Genomic DNA, 14,982 nt, shown 5'->3' with positions numbered 1-14,982 from the left:
GAAGGGGACCGCAAGATCGCCGAGTTGATCATCGGCAACATCGACGACACCGGTTTTCTGCAAACCGGCCCCGAGGAAATCGCCCAGAACACCGGCATGGACGTGGCCGATCTCCAGCGCGTGCTGGAGCATGTGCACACTTTCCACCCCGTGGGCGTCGGCTCCCGTGATTTGCGCGAGTGCCTTCTCATTCAGCTCAAGCGCCTGAGCAAGGAGCAGAGCCTGGAGTACCGCATCGTCGACCGTTACATCGACGACCTCGGCAAGCGCCGCTTCCCCGAAATCGCCCGGCGGCTCGGCACCACCGCCGAGCAAGTCCAGCGCGCCGCGAATTTCATCGCCACCCTCGACCCCCGGCCCGGTCAGATTTTCACCCCCGATCCCAACAACTACGTCCTGCCCGACGTGACCGTGGAAAAGATCGGCGGCGAGTGGACCATCTCGCTGAATGGCGAACAGATCCCGCATCTGCGCATCAGCAATACCTACAAGGACCTCATGTCGCAGGACAAAGGCGGTGCGGATGTGAAGGACTACATTCGCGACAAGATCCGCAGCGGCAAATTCCTCATCAAGTCGATCCACCAGCGGCAGCAGACGATCTCGAACATCGCCCATGAGATCGTCTCGCGGCAGAAGGATTTCCTGGAGCACGGCCCCAGCGCGCTCAAGCCGATGACCATGGTGCAAATCGCGGATGCCGTGGGCGTGCACGAGACCACGGTGAGCCGGGCGATTTCCGGCAAGTACATGCAGACGCCCCAGGGTGTCTTCGACATGAAGTATTTCTTCACCCCCGGCTATCAAACCTCCGGCGGCGAATCGATGAGTAACACGAGTGTGAAAGGCGCGATCGCCGAACTCGTCAAAGGCGAGGACACGAAGACCCCGCTCAGCGACAAGGAGATTGTGGAGATTCTCGAGAAGCGCGGCATCCCCATCGCCCGCCGCACGGTGGCCAAATATCGCGGCGAGTTGAACATCCTGCCGAGCAACATGCGGAAGCGGTATTGAAGCGGGCGGACAACGGTGTCCGGCTCGGTAGGCGCGCAGGCCGCGCTCCCGCAAATTTGCTTTTTGATCGGGGTATGGCTACAGTCGCCTTCGGGAGATAAGGGGAGGAGAGGAAGGACGAAGTTTCGGGGTGCCGGCGGCCAGGACAGGAGAGGTTCTTTGACATTAGAATCGGCGGCGGATTGACGCAAACCAGATGCAATAAGGGTATCTTTGTTGCTGAAGGTAATTCGCTTGCCAGCCGCCTTGGCAGATCAAGCCGGCCCAGAGTAAAGCAAAGGTGAGTCAAGGCCAGTCAAGGCGGGTAAAGGTCGGAAATTTTCCTCGCCTTGGTCTCTATAGTAATCTGCGGAGGCGTCGCCAATGCCATTGAATGGCGTTTGGGGGGAGGCGATCCGCCTCGCGGCCTTTTCCTCTGCGCCTCTGCGTTTGTCCCCGTTGCGCCATGGACCTGTCGCCAAGCCTCCAGTCTGCGTTTTCCTTCTCGCGTTCTGGAAACGGCGCGTTTCGCAGTTGCGGTCTGCGCGCGGCGTGCCAGAGAGTGTGCGCCCGCATGATCACACCTGAGCAAGTCCGAGAAAAGCTTTCGACCGTCAAATACCCTGGCTTCAACCGCGACATCGTTTCGTTTGGTTTAGTGAAGGATGTGCGGGTCACGGGTGTCGATGTAGTCGTGCAGATGTCGCTGGCGACGAATGACGCCAAGATTCCACAGGCCATCAAGGAAGGGTCGGAAGCCGCGCTCGCGCAATTGGCCGGGGTGGGGCAGGTGACTGTCCGCATCGATATCCAAGCGCCGCCGCAAGCACCGCAGGCCGCCAGCGGCGCGCCCATGGCGGCGGGAGCGATCGAGGGCATCAAGCGGGTGATCGCGGTGGCCAGCGGCAAGGGCGGCGTTGGTAAATCCACGGTGGCGGCGAATCTGGCTGTCGCCCTGCATCAGACCGGCGCGGCGGTGGGGTTGTGCGACTGCGATTTGTATGGACCGAGCATCGGCCTGATGTTCGGCAGCGGCGAGCGTCCGATGGCTACCGAAGACAATCGCATCATCCCGATCGAGCGTTACGGTCTGCGGCTCATGTCGATGGGCTTTCTCCTCGACGATGCGGCGCCGGCCATTCTCCGCGGGCCCATGGTGACGAAATACACGCAGCAGTTTCTGCGGCAGGTCGATTGGGGGCAGCTCGATTACCTCGTGCTCGATCTCCCGCCGGGCACAGGCGACATCCAGCTCACCATCGTCCAGACGGTCGCACTCGCCGGCGTGGTCATCGTCACCACGCCGCAGGAAGTGGCGCTGATCGACGCCCGCAAGGCGGCGACCATGTTCCAGAAGGTCAACGTCCCGGTCCTCGGTCTCATCGAAAACATGAGCTACTTTCTGTCGCCTAGTGACGGCAAGCGTTACGACATCTTCGGCTCCGGTGGCGGCGAACGGGAATCGGCCCGCCTCAAGGTGCCACTGCTCGGGCAGATCCCGATCGACATTCCCACCCGCGAAGCCGGCGACCGCGGCCAGCCGGTGACCAGCATCGATCCCACCAACCCGGTTTCAGAGGCATTCGTGCAAATTGCCCGAAAGCTGAACGACTCGCTTTCTGCATAGGTCCGTGTCGCTCATCGCATGCGAATCTCTCTTCCCGTCGGTAAAACAATTGACGCCCGTTAAAATTTCCAGAAATTATGCTCACAGCAATGAGCTCTCCTACTGATGAACCGGCCGAACTCGTTCGCGAGTCCTTGCTCTACAAGGAATTCCTTGCGGAGCGCGAAGAGATTTTGCGCCACAAGTGGATCGAGAGCGAAAAGGCTGGCCACGACATCGGATTTGAAAAAGCCCTGCTCGACTGGATTGTGAAACACCGATCCTCTTGGCGGGCTCAGCGGCATCCCGGACATGTGAACAACTAGTCCCTCAGCCGTCCCTTTAACGCGATCCTGCGAGGTCGCAAAGGAACATGAACCCAGCACCCACTCCGCCCACTCCCGGCGCCGCGCTCGTCCTCGACCGTGCGGCCATCGAGCGCTGTCTCAAGCGCATCGCGCACGAAATTATCGAGCGCAACCCCGACCTCACGAAAGTCGCGCTCATTGGCATCCCCTCGCGCGGCATTGAGATCGCCAAACGGCTGGCCGCCTATCTCGCGGAGTTCAGCGGCACTCAGCCGTTCACTGGCGTTGTCGACGTTGCCATGCATCGCGATGACTTGCACCGGCATCGCCTGCCGCCCCGCGTCGAACGGACCATCCTGCCGCTCGAACTGGAAGACGTGACCATCGTGCTGACGGACGACGTCCTCTTCTCGGGCCGCACCTGCCGGGCGGCGATGGATTCCATCTCCAGCTTCGGCCGGCCGGCGCGCATTCAGTATGCCGTGCTTGTGGATCGTGGTCATCGCGAGTTGCCCATCCGCGCGGACTACGTAGGCAAGAATCTCCCCAACGCGCTTGGCGGACGGGTCTACGTTCGCTTCGAAACCACGGACGGCGTCGACGACTCCGTTTGGATGAGCCAATCCTGATCCCCATGAGCGCCGCTTCCCCTTCCGCCAACCAGGGCGCCAACGTCTGGACGCACAAAGACCTCGTCGGTCTGCAAGACCTGACCGCCGCAGAGATCGTCCACGTACTCGATACCGCTGCAGCGTTCAAGGACGTCGGCACGCGCGAGATCAAGAAGGTGCCGGCCTTGCGCGGCCAGACGATGGTCAATTTCTTCGTCGAGGCCAGCACCCGCACGCGCGTGAGTTTCGAGCTCGCCGCCCATCGCCTCAGCGCGGACGTGATCAACATGACGGCGTCCAACTCGAGCCTCACCAAGGGCGAGACGCTCAAGGACACCGCGAAGAATCTCGAGGCCTTGCACGCCGATATCATCGTCCTGCGGCACAGCAGCGCGGGCGCCGCGCAATTTCTGGCAGAGCGCCTCGACGCCAGCGTGATCAACGCGGGCGACGGCGCGCACGAGCATCCCACGCAAGCCCTGCTCGACACCTTCACCATCCGCGAAAAGCTCGGCCGCATCGCCGGCATTCACGTTGCCATCATTGGCGATATCCTCTTCAGCCGCGTCGCGCGCTCGAACATCCACGCGCTGCTCAAGCTGGGCGCGCGCGTCACGCTCGTCGGTCCCAGCACGCTGGTGCCGCGCGAGTTCGAGCAAATGGGGGTGAAGGTCACGCACGATCTCGACAGTGTGCTGCCCGACGCCGATGTGGTGAACCTGTTGCGCATCCAGCACGAGCGGCAGCGCAAGGAATACTTCCCCAGCCTCGGCGAATACACCGCTCTCTTCGGCGTCACCAAGCAACGGGCCGAGCGCCTCAAACCCGGCGCTCTCATCATGCACCCCGGCCCGATCAATCGCGGCGTCGAGATCGATAGCGACCTCGCCGACAGCGCCCGCAGCGTCATCCTCGACCAAGTCACCAACGGCCTCGCCGTCCGCATGGCGGTTCTCTACCTCTGCGCTGGGACGAACCCCAAACGATGAAAACCACCCTCATCACCAACGGCCACATCATTGACCCGGCGAATGGGATTGATCGCGTGGGCGACATTTACGTCACCGATGGCAAGATCGCGAAGATTGATCTCGAAGGCTCCGCGCGACACGTGGAGTCCGACGAAACGATCATCGATGCCACCGGCCTCGTCGTCACTCCGGGCTTGATTGATCTGCACGTTCACTTTCGCGAGCCGGGCCAATCGGCCAAGGAAACCATCGCTACTGGCGCCAAGGCGGCGGCGGCGGGCGGCTTTACCAGCGTGGTGTGCATGCCGAATACCTCGCCCTCGGTCGACAGCCCGAGCGTCGTCGCGTGGATTGTGGAGAAGGCGAAGGCGGAAGCGTGCGTGAATGTCTTCCCCACCGGCGCCATCACCAAGGGCATCGCCGGTGAAGAACTCGCGCCCATCGGTTCGATGCGCAAAGCCGGCATCGTGGCGCTGACCGACGACGGCCATTGCATCCAGAATCCCGAAGTTATGCGCCGCGCGCTGGAGTATGCGCGCATGTTCAACCTCACCGTCATGGACCACTGCCAGGACTACGCACTCGTGGGCAAAGGCGTGATGCACGAGGGCTACTGGAGCACCGTGCTCGGCCTGCCCGGCTGGCCGGCGATCGGCGAGGAAATCATCGTCTCGCGCAATGCCCAACTCGTGGAACTCACCGGCACGCCCATTCACTGCCAGCACCTGAGCAGCGGCGGCAGTGTGCGCATCCTGCGCGAAGCCCGCAGCCGCGGCGTGGCACTAAGCGGCGAGATTTGTCCGCATCACATCGCCCTCACCGACGAGTCGATCCGTACCTTCAATACGAATTTCAAAATGAACCCGCCGCTGCGCACCCAGCGGGACATCGACCTGCTCATCGAAGGCGTGGCTGATGGCACGATCACCGTGCTGGCCAGCGATCACGCGCCACATTGCAATTACGAAAAGGAAGTGGAGTTCGACCAGGCTCCTTTCGGCATCCTCGGCCTCGAAACGGAACTCGGCCTCTTCCTCGACATTCTCGTGCACAAGAAAAAGGCCATCAGCCTCGCGCGCCTCGTGGAGATGTTCACCACCGAGCCCGCCCGCCTGCTTGGCCTCGACCGCGGCACGCTCAGCATCGGCGCCCCGGCGGACATCACGCTCCTCGATCCCGATCTCGAGTGGACCGTCGATAAGGAACAAAGCTTTTCCCGCAGCCGCAACACCCCCTTCCACGGCTGGGAGCTCAAAGGCCGCGCCGTCCGCACGATCGTGGCCGGCGAGACCGTCTGGTCGTTGTGATCACATTGCGACTCGGCGCTTGCCGCCGCGGGAACACCTCGCTAGGCATCTGGCTATGAAGAAGGTCCCTCTCGGCGACAGCAAACTCCAATCCAGCAGGCTCGCTTACGGCTGCTGGCGCATCGCACGTACTGGGGACATCCAACAGGATCTCAAGACCACGCGGGAAGCGGTCAATGCGGCCATCGATTCGGGCTACACGCTTTTCGATCACGCCGATATCTACTGCCATGGCCGGGCGGAGAGCGCTTTCGGGGAAGTGCTCCGGGAGAATCCCAAGCTGCGCAAAAAGATCCTCGTCGCCACGAAGTGCGGGATTCGCATGGCAGACGAACCGCCGGGCGCGCCCCAGCGTTACGACTTCACCGCCGAGCACATCATCCGCTCGTGCGAGCAATCGCTGCAGCGCCTGCACGTGGAGCACATCGATCTCTACCAACTCCACCGGCCGGATTACCTGATGGACGTGGATGAAGTCGCGCTGGCTTTCACCAGCCTGCACAAGTCGGGAAAAGTGCGTGAATTCGGCGTGAGCAACTTCCGCCCCTCGCAGGTGAGCCTGCTCCAACGCGCGCTCCAGCAGAAGCTGGAGAAGAATCTCGTGACCAACCAGGTCGAGATCAGCCTCGCGCAGCTCACGGCTTTTGAAGACGGGACGCTCGACCAGTGCCAGGCGATGAACATTACGCCCATGGCCTGGAGCCCGCTGGCCGGGGGACTGATCGGCGACGGAGCGACGGACGTACTGCCGAGTCAAAAGGGCTACCCTTGCACGGGAATCATCAAGGCCATGGATGACCTCGCCAAGGAGCGCAATACGAGCCGCACGACCATCGCGATTGCCTGGCTGCTCAAGCATCCGACGAAGATCATTCCCATCATTGGCAGCACGAATCCGGAACGCATTCGTGCCGCCGCAGCCGGGGCCGAAATCGAGCTGACCCGCGAGGAGTGGTATCGACTGCTCGTCGCGGCGCGGGGCGAACCCTTGCCGTAGTAGTGCCGAAAGTCCTCATCGCCGGCTGCGGTTTCGTCGGGCTAGCGACCGCGCGGCTCTTTGCCCAGCGCGATTGGGAAGTCATCGGGCTCACGCATTCGGAAGAGTCGGCCGCGAAGCTTGCTGGTGAAGCGTTCAAGGTGATGGCCTGCGATATCGGCGAACGTGCGTCAGTAGAGGCGCACGCTCACCTTGGACCATTCGACGTGGTCGTTCATTGCGCCAGTTCAGGGCGGGGAGGCGCCGAGCAATATCGGCGCGTGTATCTGGAAGGTGCGCGCCATCTCAACGCTGTCTTTACGCCCGCGCAATTGCTCTTCACCAGCAGCACGTCGGTCTATGCGCAAACGGACGGTGGGTGGGTCACGGAGGATAGTCTGGTGGAGCCCGATCGTGAAACGGGACGCCTCTTGCGTGAGACGGAGGATCTGGTCATCACGCAAAAGGGAATCGTCGCGCGCCTCGCCGGCATCTACGGCCCGGGCCGCTCGGTGTTGTTGCGCAAGTTTTTCGACGGTACCGCCATCATCGAGGGGGAGGGAGCGAAATGGATCAACCAGGTGCACCGCGACGATATCGCGGGGGCGCTCGCCCGCCTCGCTCATTTTCGAGTTTCGGGCGTCTTCAATGTGACCGACAACCAGCCGCTCACCCAGCACGAGATCTACACCTGGCTCGCGCAACGCTTCAACCGGCCGCTCCCGTCCAGCGGCCCGATCGACGTGAATCGCAAACGCGGCTGGACGAATAAACGGGTCAGCAATGCGCGGCTGCGCGCCCTCGGCTGGACGCCGCGGTACCCGTCGTTTTTTGAGGCGGTTGCCAGCGATCCGGAACTCGTCCAGAATGCGGGCGCATGAGTTCCTCCCGCTCATCGGTCCTTTCGTTCATTCTCTTTCTCGTTGTCCTGATCGCACCGGCACGGGCCGTGGAGAAATGGCTCTACCAGCCCACCAATCTGCTCGTGGATGCGAATGTCGATTTCCTCGAAAAGCTGTGGCGGCGGGCTGCTGCGTCCGGCTATTCGCACGTCCTGCTGGCGGACTCGAAATTCAACCGCCTCGGCGAGATGGAGCCGCGCTACTTTCGGAACGTCGAGCGGGTGAAAGCCCTGGCGACGGAATTGAAGATCGAGATCGTGCCCGCGATCTTTTCCGTGGGCTACTCGAATGACTTGCTCAGTCGCGATCCCAACCTGATCGAGGGGTTGCCCGCGAAGGATGTGCCGTTGGTCGTGCAAGGCGGTGTCGCCCGACTCGACGATCCCGACGCTCCCAGGTTGCCGGGCGGCGATTTCTCGAACCTGAAGAAATGGACATGGAAGGACGAATTCGTCGTTGCGGAGAACGGTTCGGCGCGGATCCACGATGCCGGCGGAAAGAATGCGCGACTCGTGCAGGGGCTGAAGGTCCAGCCGTGGCGACAGTACCATGTTTCGGTGCGGATCAAAACGCAGGACTTTCACGAACAGCCGGAGATCAAGGTGCTGTCGGTGAAGGAGGGTGGGCGTCCGCTGCAATGGACGAGTCTCGGCGTGAGCGAGAATCAGGATTGGAAAGTGCACCACATCGTTTTCAACTCGCTCGAATACACCGACGTGGCGCTTTATCTCGGCGTGTGGGGCGCGGGCGCGGGTTCACTATGGTGGAGCGATGCGAAGATCGAGGAAGTCGCCTTTCTCAATATGACACGCCGCCCCGGCACGCCGCTCATCGTGAAAACCGCGGAGGGCAAGGTGCTCACCGAGGGACGGGACTACGAATCACTCAGCGATCCGCAGTTGGGCCGGACACCTTATCCCGGTGAATTCGATTCGTGGCACGAACCGCCCAAGCTGCGCACGAAACTACCCGATGGCACGAAGCTGCTCGCGAGCTATCACCACGCGGCCACCATCTACGAGCACCAGGCGGCGATCTGCCTCTCGGATCCGAAGACTTATGAGCTGCTGCGCGACCAGGCGAAGCGGGTGCACGCGGCGTGGAATGCGAAGGCTTACATGATGTCGCACGATGAACTGCGCGTCGCGAATTGGTGCGACGCCTGCCAGTCGCGTCACCTCACACCCGGACAACTCCTCGCCGACAACGTGAGCCGCTGCGTCGGCATCATGCGCGAGACGGCGCCCGGGGCGCGGCTCTACGTTTGGAACGACATGTTCGACCCCAATCACAACGCCGTGCGCGGTCCCTACTACCTGGTCAATGGTCCGCTCACGGGGTCGTGGGAAGGATTGCCCAAGGAAGTGACGATCATGCAATGGAATGCCGGAAAGAAAGCCGAGAGCCTCAAGTTCTTCGCCGTCCGCGGCCACGCCCAAGTCATCGCCGGCTACTACGACGCCCCGCCGGAAAAGATCCGCGATTGGCTGACCGCGGCGACAGCCCTGCCCGGAGGTGTGCAGGGCGTGATGTACACCACCTGGCGCGGCGACTTTAGCCAACTCGAGAAGTTCAGTGCGTTGATCGACGAAGCTGCGCGCTGACGTTATTTGGCCCTTGGGTGAAAGCGGTGATGCACCGCCTTGAGGCGCTGCTGGTCGACGTGCGTGTAGATTTGCGTGGTCGAGATATCCGCGTGGCCGAGCATCTCCTGGATGATGCGCAGGTCGGCGCCGTTGCTGAGCAAATGGGTGGCGAAACTATGGCGCAGCAAGTGGGGATAGACGTTGATGTCGAGGCCGGCATTTTTGGCGCACTCTTTCACGATCTGCCAGATGCGCACCGTGCTCAGCTTGGTGCCGCGGGCGGAGAGAAAGACTTCGCTACCCGTGCGCTTGCCAACCATCGCCGGGCGCTCTCTTTCGAGATAGGCGCGAATGGCGTCGCAGGCTTTTTGGCCGACAGGCACCAGGCGTGTCTTGTTGCCCTTGCCCGTGACGCGGACGATACGGGAGTCGAGGTCGAGATTCTCCAGGCGCGTGTTCACCAACTCCGAAACGCGCAGGCCGCTGGCGTAGAGTAATTCGAGCAGCGCACGATCGCGCAAGCCGCGTGGCGAATCGACCGGCACGCCTTCCAGTAAGTGGTCGACTTGCAGCTCATTCATCGTTTCCGGCAGATAGCGCTCGGTGCGCGGCAGCGGGAGCACCTCGGCCACATCGCGTTCAACGCGTTTCCGCGCATGCAGCCAGCGGAAGAAGATCTTAATCGCCACGACGACCAACTTGATCGAGGCCGCGGAAAGCCCGAGACGTTTCTTGTGCGCGAGGTAATCAGTGATCTGTTGATGTGTGACCGTGCCGGGCGCGACCGATGGGAGTGGTGGCTCATCTTCCGCGGGCTCCTTCTTTTCATCCGCGCCTCCCTTCACTGCCCGCCGTTCAAGCCAGGAGGTAAAGCCTTCCAGCGAGAGGCGGGTGGAGAGCTGATAGTTGTCCGAGAGGCCGCGCTCCGTCGCGAGGTAGAGGATGAAATCTTCGATCGCGGCGCGCATGGCGCTCAGGTTCCCACCAGCGGCTGTCCGGTCAGGGCAGCATAAGCCTCGAGATATTTCTCACTCGTCTTGCGCACGACGTCGGGCGGCAAGGCGGGCGCGGGCGGAGTCTTGTCCCACGTGAGCGTCTCCAGGTAATCGCGGACGAATTGCTTGTCGAAACTCGGCGGACTGATGCCCAACGCGTACTGGTCCGCGGGCCAGAAGCGTGAACTGTCCGGCGTGAGGCATTCGTCGATGAGGATGACGCGGCCTTCGAGCAGGCCGAACTCGAACTTCGTGTCGGCCACAATGATTCCGCGCTCTGCGGCGTAAGCGCGGCCTTCTTCATAAATGCGGATGCTCAAGGCGCGCACTTGCTCGGCGACATCATCGCCAACCAGGCGGCGGCATTCGTCCCACGGGATATTCATGTCGTGCCCGCTCTCCGCTTTGGTCGAGGGGGTGAAGATCGTCTCCGGCAATTGTTCCGCCTGGCGCAGTCCCGCCGGTAACTTAATCCCGCAGATCGTCTGCGAGGCCTGATATTCCTTCCATCCCGAGCCCGCGAGATAGCCACGGACTACGCACTCGACTGGCAGGGGACGCGCCTTTTTCACCACCATCGCGCGCTGGGCAAGTTGCGCTTCGTACGGTTGCAGCACAGCGGGAAAGTCGCGCACCTCGGTGGCGACGACGTGGTTTTCCACGAAGCCGAAGCGTTGAAACCAATAGGCCGAAATCGAGGTCAGCACCGCGCCCTTGCGTGGAATCGGGTTGGGCAGAATGCAATCAAAGGCGCTGATCCGGTCCGTGGCCACGAGCAGCAGATGTTCGCCGAGGTCGAAGATCTCGCGCACTTTGCCGCTGGCGATCTTGCGCACGCCGGGGAGGTCGAGGGTCAAAATATCCATCGCGCGGAGCATGGACTGAGGTGCCGCAACATCCAACCTTCTATTCGAGCGAAGAGAACTCTCGCAGTGCTCCGGCCAGCGCTTCCATCGGCAGGCCGATGACGTTGCTGAACGAGCCCTCGAGGCTGTCGATCAATTCGCCGCGATCATCCTGCGCGGCGTAGGCGCCGGCCTTGTCCAGCGGGCCGATGCGGGCGAGGTAGGCATGCAGTTGCGCGTCGGTGAGTTGGCGAAAGTGAACCCGCGTGATGTCGATGAAGCCCCGTTCGCGACCGGACTTCGCGTGGCGGAGCCAGACGCCGGAATAGACATCGTGCGTGCGGCCGTTGAGCCGCCTCACCATCGCAAACGCGGCCTCCATGTTCGCCGGCTTGCCGAGGACCTCACCCTCGAACGCAACCACCGTATCGACGCCCAGCACCAGCGAACGCGGCTGGTGGCGAGCGATGGCGTGGGACTTGATGCGCGCGTTGAAGAGCGTGATCTCGCCGGGCGAAAGATGCGCTGGGGCAATCTCGGTGACTTCCGCCGGCATGACGCGGAAATTGTAGCCGTGTTCGAGCAGCAGACGTCTGCGGCGGGGTGAGGTGGAGGCGAGGATCAGCGGCGGCATGGCGGGCGCGGCTGGGGTGAACGGGCGGCGTCTACTTCGGCTGAAATTTCAGCTCGGGCGACGTGATTTCCTTGTAGCCTGCGGGGATGTCGAAGGACTTGGGATCCACATTATCCTCTTTCACGGAAACCAGCGTGGTCGCGACCTTTTTCCCGTTCATGACGATCTCCGTCTTCATCGGCATCCCGGGAAAATCCTTGATGTCCGGCAGCAGGCCTTTGCCCATCGCGGAGAGGCTGCTCGACTGGAATTTATCGAGCTGTGCGAGGATGCCCGGGTAGTTCGGGAAATCCTTGGCGATCCAATAGGTGGCGGTCAGCGTGCCGAGCCCGGCGGTGAAGATTTCGCAATCGTACTCGCCGATCTTTTCCTTTTTGCCGGTGGGCTGTAGTTTCGCCGGCTCGGGACCGCCGCGGAACTTCTGCAATTGCTCCATCATCGCCTTGGTCTGCTCCGGCGACATTTTCAAGTAGGTGCGACCCGTGTGCATGAGCGTGATCATCTCCCCGGTCGCGCCGTTCGTGATCATGCTCACGGTTGAATTTAAGTTAGTGCGGGCGCGGTCGCCCTTGATCTTGATCGTCTGGTCGCCGGATTGTCCGCCGCCCTCGACTTTCTGCTCGATCACCAGATCGGCCGGAGCCAACGCCGTGGCGGCGAGAAGCCCGATGACGGCGGCGAGGAATGTTTTCATGAACGACGGGATGCTAGACGCCTTCGCCGGAGCCGCTGGTGCCGCCGATCAACTCGCGATACTGGACAGGGCTTTTCAGCTCCTCGATCTCTTCCCCGGCCTCGACCTTGATCTTGAAAATCCAGCCCTCGCCGTACGGGTCCGTATTGATCAGCGCGGGATTGGCGGAAAGCGCGTCGTTGGCCGCGGTGATCGTGCCGGAGATCGGCGAATAGATATCGCTCGCCGCCTTGACGGACTCGACCACGCAGACCTGCTGGCCGGCGGTGACCTGGGCGCCGACCTTGGGCAGCTCGACGTAGACCACATCGGTCAATTCCTCCTGGGCGTGATCGCTGATGCCGACGGTGCCGTCAGCGCCGTCGAGGCGGAGCCATTCGTGGGTGGGAGCGAATTGGAGATCGTCGGGAACATTCATGATGGCGAGATGTGGTGGAGAGTCAGGCGCTGGCCGTGCCGGCGCGATGGAGGGGTTTCTTTTCGATGACGGCGGGGAAGCGTTTGCCGCGGATCTCAATTTCGATCTGCTCGTTGATCCGCGCAAACTCCGTGGGGATATAGGCCATGCCGATCCCGATCTTGAGGGTAGGCGACAAACTCCCGCTGGTGGTTTCGGCGATCTTTCGGTCGCCTTTATAGATGGCGTAGTGCGAGCGCGGCGGCGGGCAGGTATCGACCATCTTGAACGGCACCAGGCGGCGCTTCACGCCCTCCTGCTTCTGTTTGGCGAGGGCCTCCTTGCCGATGAAGTGTGGCTTGTTCAGGTCGACGAAGATGGAGAGCCCGGCCTCGATCGGCGTGGTCTCCGGCGAAAGATCGGAGCCATTGAGCGGATAACACATCTCCAGGCGGAGGGTGTCGCGCGCGCCCAGGCCGCAGGGCTTGATTTCAAAATCAGCGCCCTTGCGCAGGATGTCGTTCCACGATTTCACCGCGCGACTCGCGGGGCAGAAGACCTCGAAACCGTCCTCCCCGGTGTAGCCGGTGCGGGCGACGTAGTAAGTCTCGTCGTCGATCTCCACCCGGAGGATTTCGTTGCGAGCCGGGCGCGAGTATTTACCCTGGAAAAAAGCGTCGAACAGTTGCGCCGACCTTGGCCCTTGCACCGCGAGACCGGCAAACTCCTCGCTGCGGTTCTCGAAGGCGACGTCCGGCGCGAGGTGCGACTTCATCCAGGCAAAATCCTCGTCGATCTTGGCCGCGTTCACGACCATCAGGTAACTCTGGTCACCGATGCGGTAGACGATCAGGTCATCGATCACCCCGCCGGTGTCGTTGAGCAGAAACGTGTATTGGCATTCCCCGACCGACAGCCGCTCCACGTTATTGGTCAGCAGCCCGTTCAGCCAGGCCAGTGCGCCGGGGCCTTCAGCGAAAAACTGGCCCATGTGGGAGATATCGAAGACGCCGAGCTTGGTGCGGACGGCGTGGTGCTCATCGATAATCCCGGTGTATTGCACCGGCATCGACCAGCCGCCGAAGTCGACCATCTTCGCACCGAGACGGACGTGTTCCTCGTGAAGTGGGGTCTGTTTAAGGGCAGTAGCGGCGGACACGTGCGGGAGCGTAAGTGGTGGGTTTGCGGTGTCAATCTGCTACGGGGAGAAACGAATCGCCGGTTGCATTTGAGACGGATGAATCCAGAGTCTGCGCTCTACTTTGAACATGAAATGGATCGACCGCGCTGAGCGTCACTTCGGACATCTGGCCATTCCCAATCTGATCCGGGTGATCACCGCGTTCAACGCCCTGGTCTTCGTGCTCTACAAACTGGTGAACCCACACCTCATCGAGGTGCTGAGGCTCGATCCCACGGCGGTCATGCACGGCCAGGTCTGGCGGCTCGTCACCTACGTCTTTATACCCTCGATCGGCGGACCGATCGCCGACTGGGTCTTCGCCTTTCTTTACATCTATTACCTCTGGTGGCTGGGTGATGGACTCGAGAACGCCATGGGCAGCTTCCGGGTGAATGTCTTCTATTTCCTCGGCATGTTCGGCACCACCGTGGCAGCGTTTTTCACCGGCGCCAACTTCGCCACCGTGATGCTCAATAGTTCGCTCCTCTTTGCCTTCGCACGGTTCTATCCGGAGACGATGATCTACCTGATGGCTCTGATCCCGGTGAAGGTGAAGTGGATGGCGTGGCTCACGGGTGCGTGGCTCTTCCTTGGCTTTATCGGCAATGGATGGGACTACCGCCTTTCCCTGCTGGTGGCGTTCGCCAATTACTTCCTCTTTTTCGGTTACGATATTTACCAGGACGCCATGCATCGCAAAGACGTGCACTCCCGGCGCACGCGCTTTGAGGCGGCGCGCCGCCCCGAGGAAGAGTCCATGCATCGCTGCGAGGTCTGTGGACGAACGGAGATTCAAGCGCCGGAACTGGAGTTTCGCGTGGCCAAAGACGGTCACGAATACTGCGTGGAGCACCTGCCGAAAGCGTCTCCGCCGCCGCCGGCTGTGTAGGCTGTCGAACGAGAGTGACTTCCACCTCGGGGTCATCCTGAGCGAAGTCGAAGGACCCCGTCGCTCTACCAGCGGTGTCTTTGGT

Annotated in this window: 16 protein-coding genes; 10 read left to right on the top strand and 6 right to left on the bottom strand. The window is 61.8% G+C overall.

The window, feature by feature from the left end; genetic code table 11:
- The 9 genes from rpoN to ABJF10_RS20770 form a co-directional block, all read left to right on the top strand.
- On the top strand, positions 1-1,014 hold a 1,014-nt coding region (gene rpoN / locus ABJF10_RS20810; RefSeq protein ID WP_348546534.1), incomplete at its 5' end, for an RNA polymerase factor sigma-54.
- A gap of 553 nt (positions 1,015-1,567) precedes the next feature.
- A complete protein-coding gene (locus tag ABJF10_RS20805) occupies positions 1,568-2,620 on the top strand; it encodes an Mrp/NBP35 family ATP-binding protein (protein ID WP_348546533.1) in 1,053 nt (350 codons plus the stop codon).
- 89 nt (positions 2,621-2,709) lie between these two features.
- Complete coding sequence (locus ABJF10_RS20800; protein WP_348546532.1) at positions 2,710-2,925, top strand: hypothetical protein; 216 nt, start codon at positions 2,710-2,712, stop codon at positions 2,923-2,925.
- 47 nt (positions 2,926-2,972) lie between these two features.
- Positions 2,973-3,536: a bifunctional pyr operon transcriptional regulator/uracil phosphoribosyltransferase PyrR gene (gene pyrR, locus ABJF10_RS20795; protein ID WP_348546531.1), complete on the top strand. Its 564-nt coding sequence runs from the start codon at positions 2,973-2,975 to the stop codon at positions 3,534-3,536.
- Between the two features lie 5 nt (positions 3,537-3,541).
- Positions 3,542-4,507, top strand: a complete 966-nt coding sequence (locus tag ABJF10_RS20790) for an aspartate carbamoyltransferase catalytic subunit (RefSeq protein WP_348546530.1) — start codon at positions 3,542-3,544, stop codon at positions 4,505-4,507.
- Positions 4,504-5,796 (top strand): dihydroorotase, encoded by a 1,293-nt coding sequence (locus tag ABJF10_RS20785; RefSeq protein ID WP_348546529.1) that lies wholly within the window; start codon positions 4,504-4,506, stop codon positions 5,794-5,796. Before ABJF10_RS20790 ends, ABJF10_RS20785 begins: the two co-directional genes overlap by 4 nt.
- Before the next feature lie 55 nt (positions 5,797-5,851).
- Positions 5,852-6,793, top strand: a complete 942-nt coding sequence (locus tag ABJF10_RS20780) for an aldo/keto reductase (RefSeq protein WP_348546528.1) — start codon at positions 5,852-5,854, stop codon at positions 6,791-6,793.
- 2 nt (positions 6,794-6,795) lie between these two features.
- Positions 6,796-7,653, top strand: coding sequence for an NAD-dependent epimerase/dehydratase family protein (locus tag ABJF10_RS20775; RefSeq protein WP_348546527.1), 858 nt, complete (start codon positions 6,796-6,798; stop codon positions 7,651-7,653).
- Positions 7,650-9,278 (top strand): hypothetical protein, encoded by a 1,629-nt coding sequence (locus tag ABJF10_RS20770; protein WP_348546526.1) that lies wholly within the window; start codon positions 7,650-7,652, stop codon positions 9,276-9,278. The genes ABJF10_RS20775 and ABJF10_RS20770 overlap by 4 nt, the downstream gene beginning before the upstream one ends.
- 2 nt (positions 9,279-9,280) lie before the next feature.
- On the opposite strand, the gene xerA is transcribed toward ABJF10_RS20770, so the two are convergent.
- From xerA to gcvT, 6 genes are read right to left on the bottom strand one after another with little or no spacing between them, the layout of a single operon-like run.
- Complete coding sequence (gene xerA, locus ABJF10_RS20765; RefSeq protein WP_348546525.1) at positions 9,281-10,228, bottom strand: site-specific tyrosine recombinase/integron integrase; 948 nt, start codon at positions 10,226-10,228, stop codon at positions 9,281-9,283.
- A gap of 5 nt (positions 10,229-10,233) precedes the next feature.
- Positions 10,234-11,121: a phosphoribosylaminoimidazolesuccinocarboxamide synthase gene (locus ABJF10_RS20760; protein ID WP_348546524.1), complete on the bottom strand. Its 888-nt coding sequence runs from the start codon at positions 11,119-11,121 to the stop codon at positions 10,234-10,236.
- Between the two features lie 40 nt (positions 11,122-11,161).
- The gene (locus ABJF10_RS20755; RefSeq protein WP_348546523.1) at positions 11,162-11,734 is read right to left on the bottom strand and encodes a nucleoside triphosphate pyrophosphatase; all 573 of its coding nucleotides are present in this window, start codon (positions 11,732-11,734) and stop codon (positions 11,162-11,164) included.
- Between the two features lie 31 nt (positions 11,735-11,765).
- Positions 11,766-12,428 (bottom strand): DUF4412 domain-containing protein, encoded by a 663-nt coding sequence (locus ABJF10_RS20750; RefSeq protein ID WP_348546522.1) that lies wholly within the window; start codon positions 12,426-12,428, stop codon positions 11,766-11,768.
- 13 nt (positions 12,429-12,441) lie between these two features.
- Positions 12,442-12,846, bottom strand: coding sequence for a glycine cleavage system protein GcvH (gene gcvH / locus ABJF10_RS20745; RefSeq protein WP_348546521.1), 405 nt, complete (start codon positions 12,844-12,846; stop codon positions 12,442-12,444).
- 22 nt (positions 12,847-12,868) lie between these two features.
- Positions 12,869-13,984 (bottom strand): glycine cleavage system aminomethyltransferase GcvT, encoded by a 1,116-nt coding sequence (gene gcvT / locus ABJF10_RS20740; RefSeq protein WP_348546520.1) that lies wholly within the window; start codon positions 13,982-13,984, stop codon positions 12,869-12,871.
- 109 nt (positions 13,985-14,093) lie between these two features.
- Here gcvT and ABJF10_RS20735 point away from each other — a divergent pair, with 109 nt between their 5' ends.
- A complete protein-coding gene (locus tag ABJF10_RS20735) occupies positions 14,094-14,897 on the top strand; it encodes a hypothetical protein (protein WP_348546519.1) in 804 nt (267 codons plus the stop codon).
- Positions 14,898-14,982: the final 85 nt, after the last annotated feature.

Origin of the sequence: Chthoniobacter sp. (genome assembly GCF_040003245.1) — a bacterium.
GTDB lineage: Bacteria > Verrucomicrobiota > Verrucomicrobiia > Chthoniobacterales > Chthoniobacteraceae > Chthoniobacter.
The sequence above is the reverse complement of the archived record's forward strand: the minus strand, read 5'-3'. Positions and strand labels throughout refer to the sequence as shown.

What these genes read in the sequence shown, in the direction of transcription:
- ABJF10_RS20805 (WP_348546533.1), top strand. Translation starts at nt 1,568, where the DNA reads ATGATCACACCTGAGCAAGTCCGAGAAAAGCTTTCGACCGTCAAATAC.
- ABJF10_RS20800 (WP_348546532.1), top strand. Translation starts at nt 2,710, where the DNA reads ATGAGCTCTCCTACTGATGAACCGGCCGAACTCGTTCGCGAGTCCTTG.
- pyrR (WP_348546531.1), top strand. Translation starts at nt 2,973, where the DNA reads ATGAACCCAGCACCCACTCCGCCCACTCCCGGCGCCGCGCTCGTCCTC.
- ABJF10_RS20790 (WP_348546530.1), top strand. Translation starts at nt 3,542, where the DNA reads ATGAGCGCCGCTTCCCCTTCCGCCAACCAGGGCGCCAACGTCTGGACG.
- ABJF10_RS20785 (WP_348546529.1), top strand. Translation starts at nt 4,504, where the DNA reads ATGAAAACCACCCTCATCACCAACGGCCACATCATTGACCCGGCGAAT.
- ABJF10_RS20780 (WP_348546528.1), top strand. Translation starts at nt 5,852, where the DNA reads ATGAAGAAGGTCCCTCTCGGCGACAGCAAACTCCAATCCAGCAGGCTC.
- ABJF10_RS20770 (WP_348546526.1), top strand. Translation starts at nt 7,650, where the DNA reads ATGAGTTCCTCCCGCTCATCGGTCCTTTCGTTCATTCTCTTTCTCGTT.
- xerA (WP_348546525.1), bottom strand. Translation starts at nt 10,228, where the DNA reads ATGCGCGCCGCGATCGAAGATTTCATCCTCTACCTCGCGACGGAGCGC.
- ABJF10_RS20760 (WP_348546524.1), bottom strand. Translation starts at nt 11,121, where the DNA reads ATGGATATTTTGACCCTCGACCTCCCCGGCGTGCGCAAGATCGCCAGC.
- ABJF10_RS20755 (WP_348546523.1), bottom strand. Translation starts at nt 11,734, where the DNA reads ATGCCGCCGCTGATCCTCGCCTCCACCTCACCCCGCCGCAGACGTCTG.
- ABJF10_RS20750 (WP_348546522.1), bottom strand. Translation starts at nt 12,428, where the DNA reads ATGAAAACATTCCTCGCCGCCGTCATCGGGCTTCTCGCCGCCACGGCG.
- gcvH (WP_348546521.1), bottom strand. Translation starts at nt 12,846, where the DNA reads ATGAATGTTCCCGACGATCTCCAATTCGCTCCCACCCACGAATGGCTC.
- ABJF10_RS20735 (WP_348546519.1), top strand. Translation starts at nt 14,094, where the DNA reads ATGAAATGGATCGACCGCGCTGAGCGTCACTTCGGACATCTGGCCATT.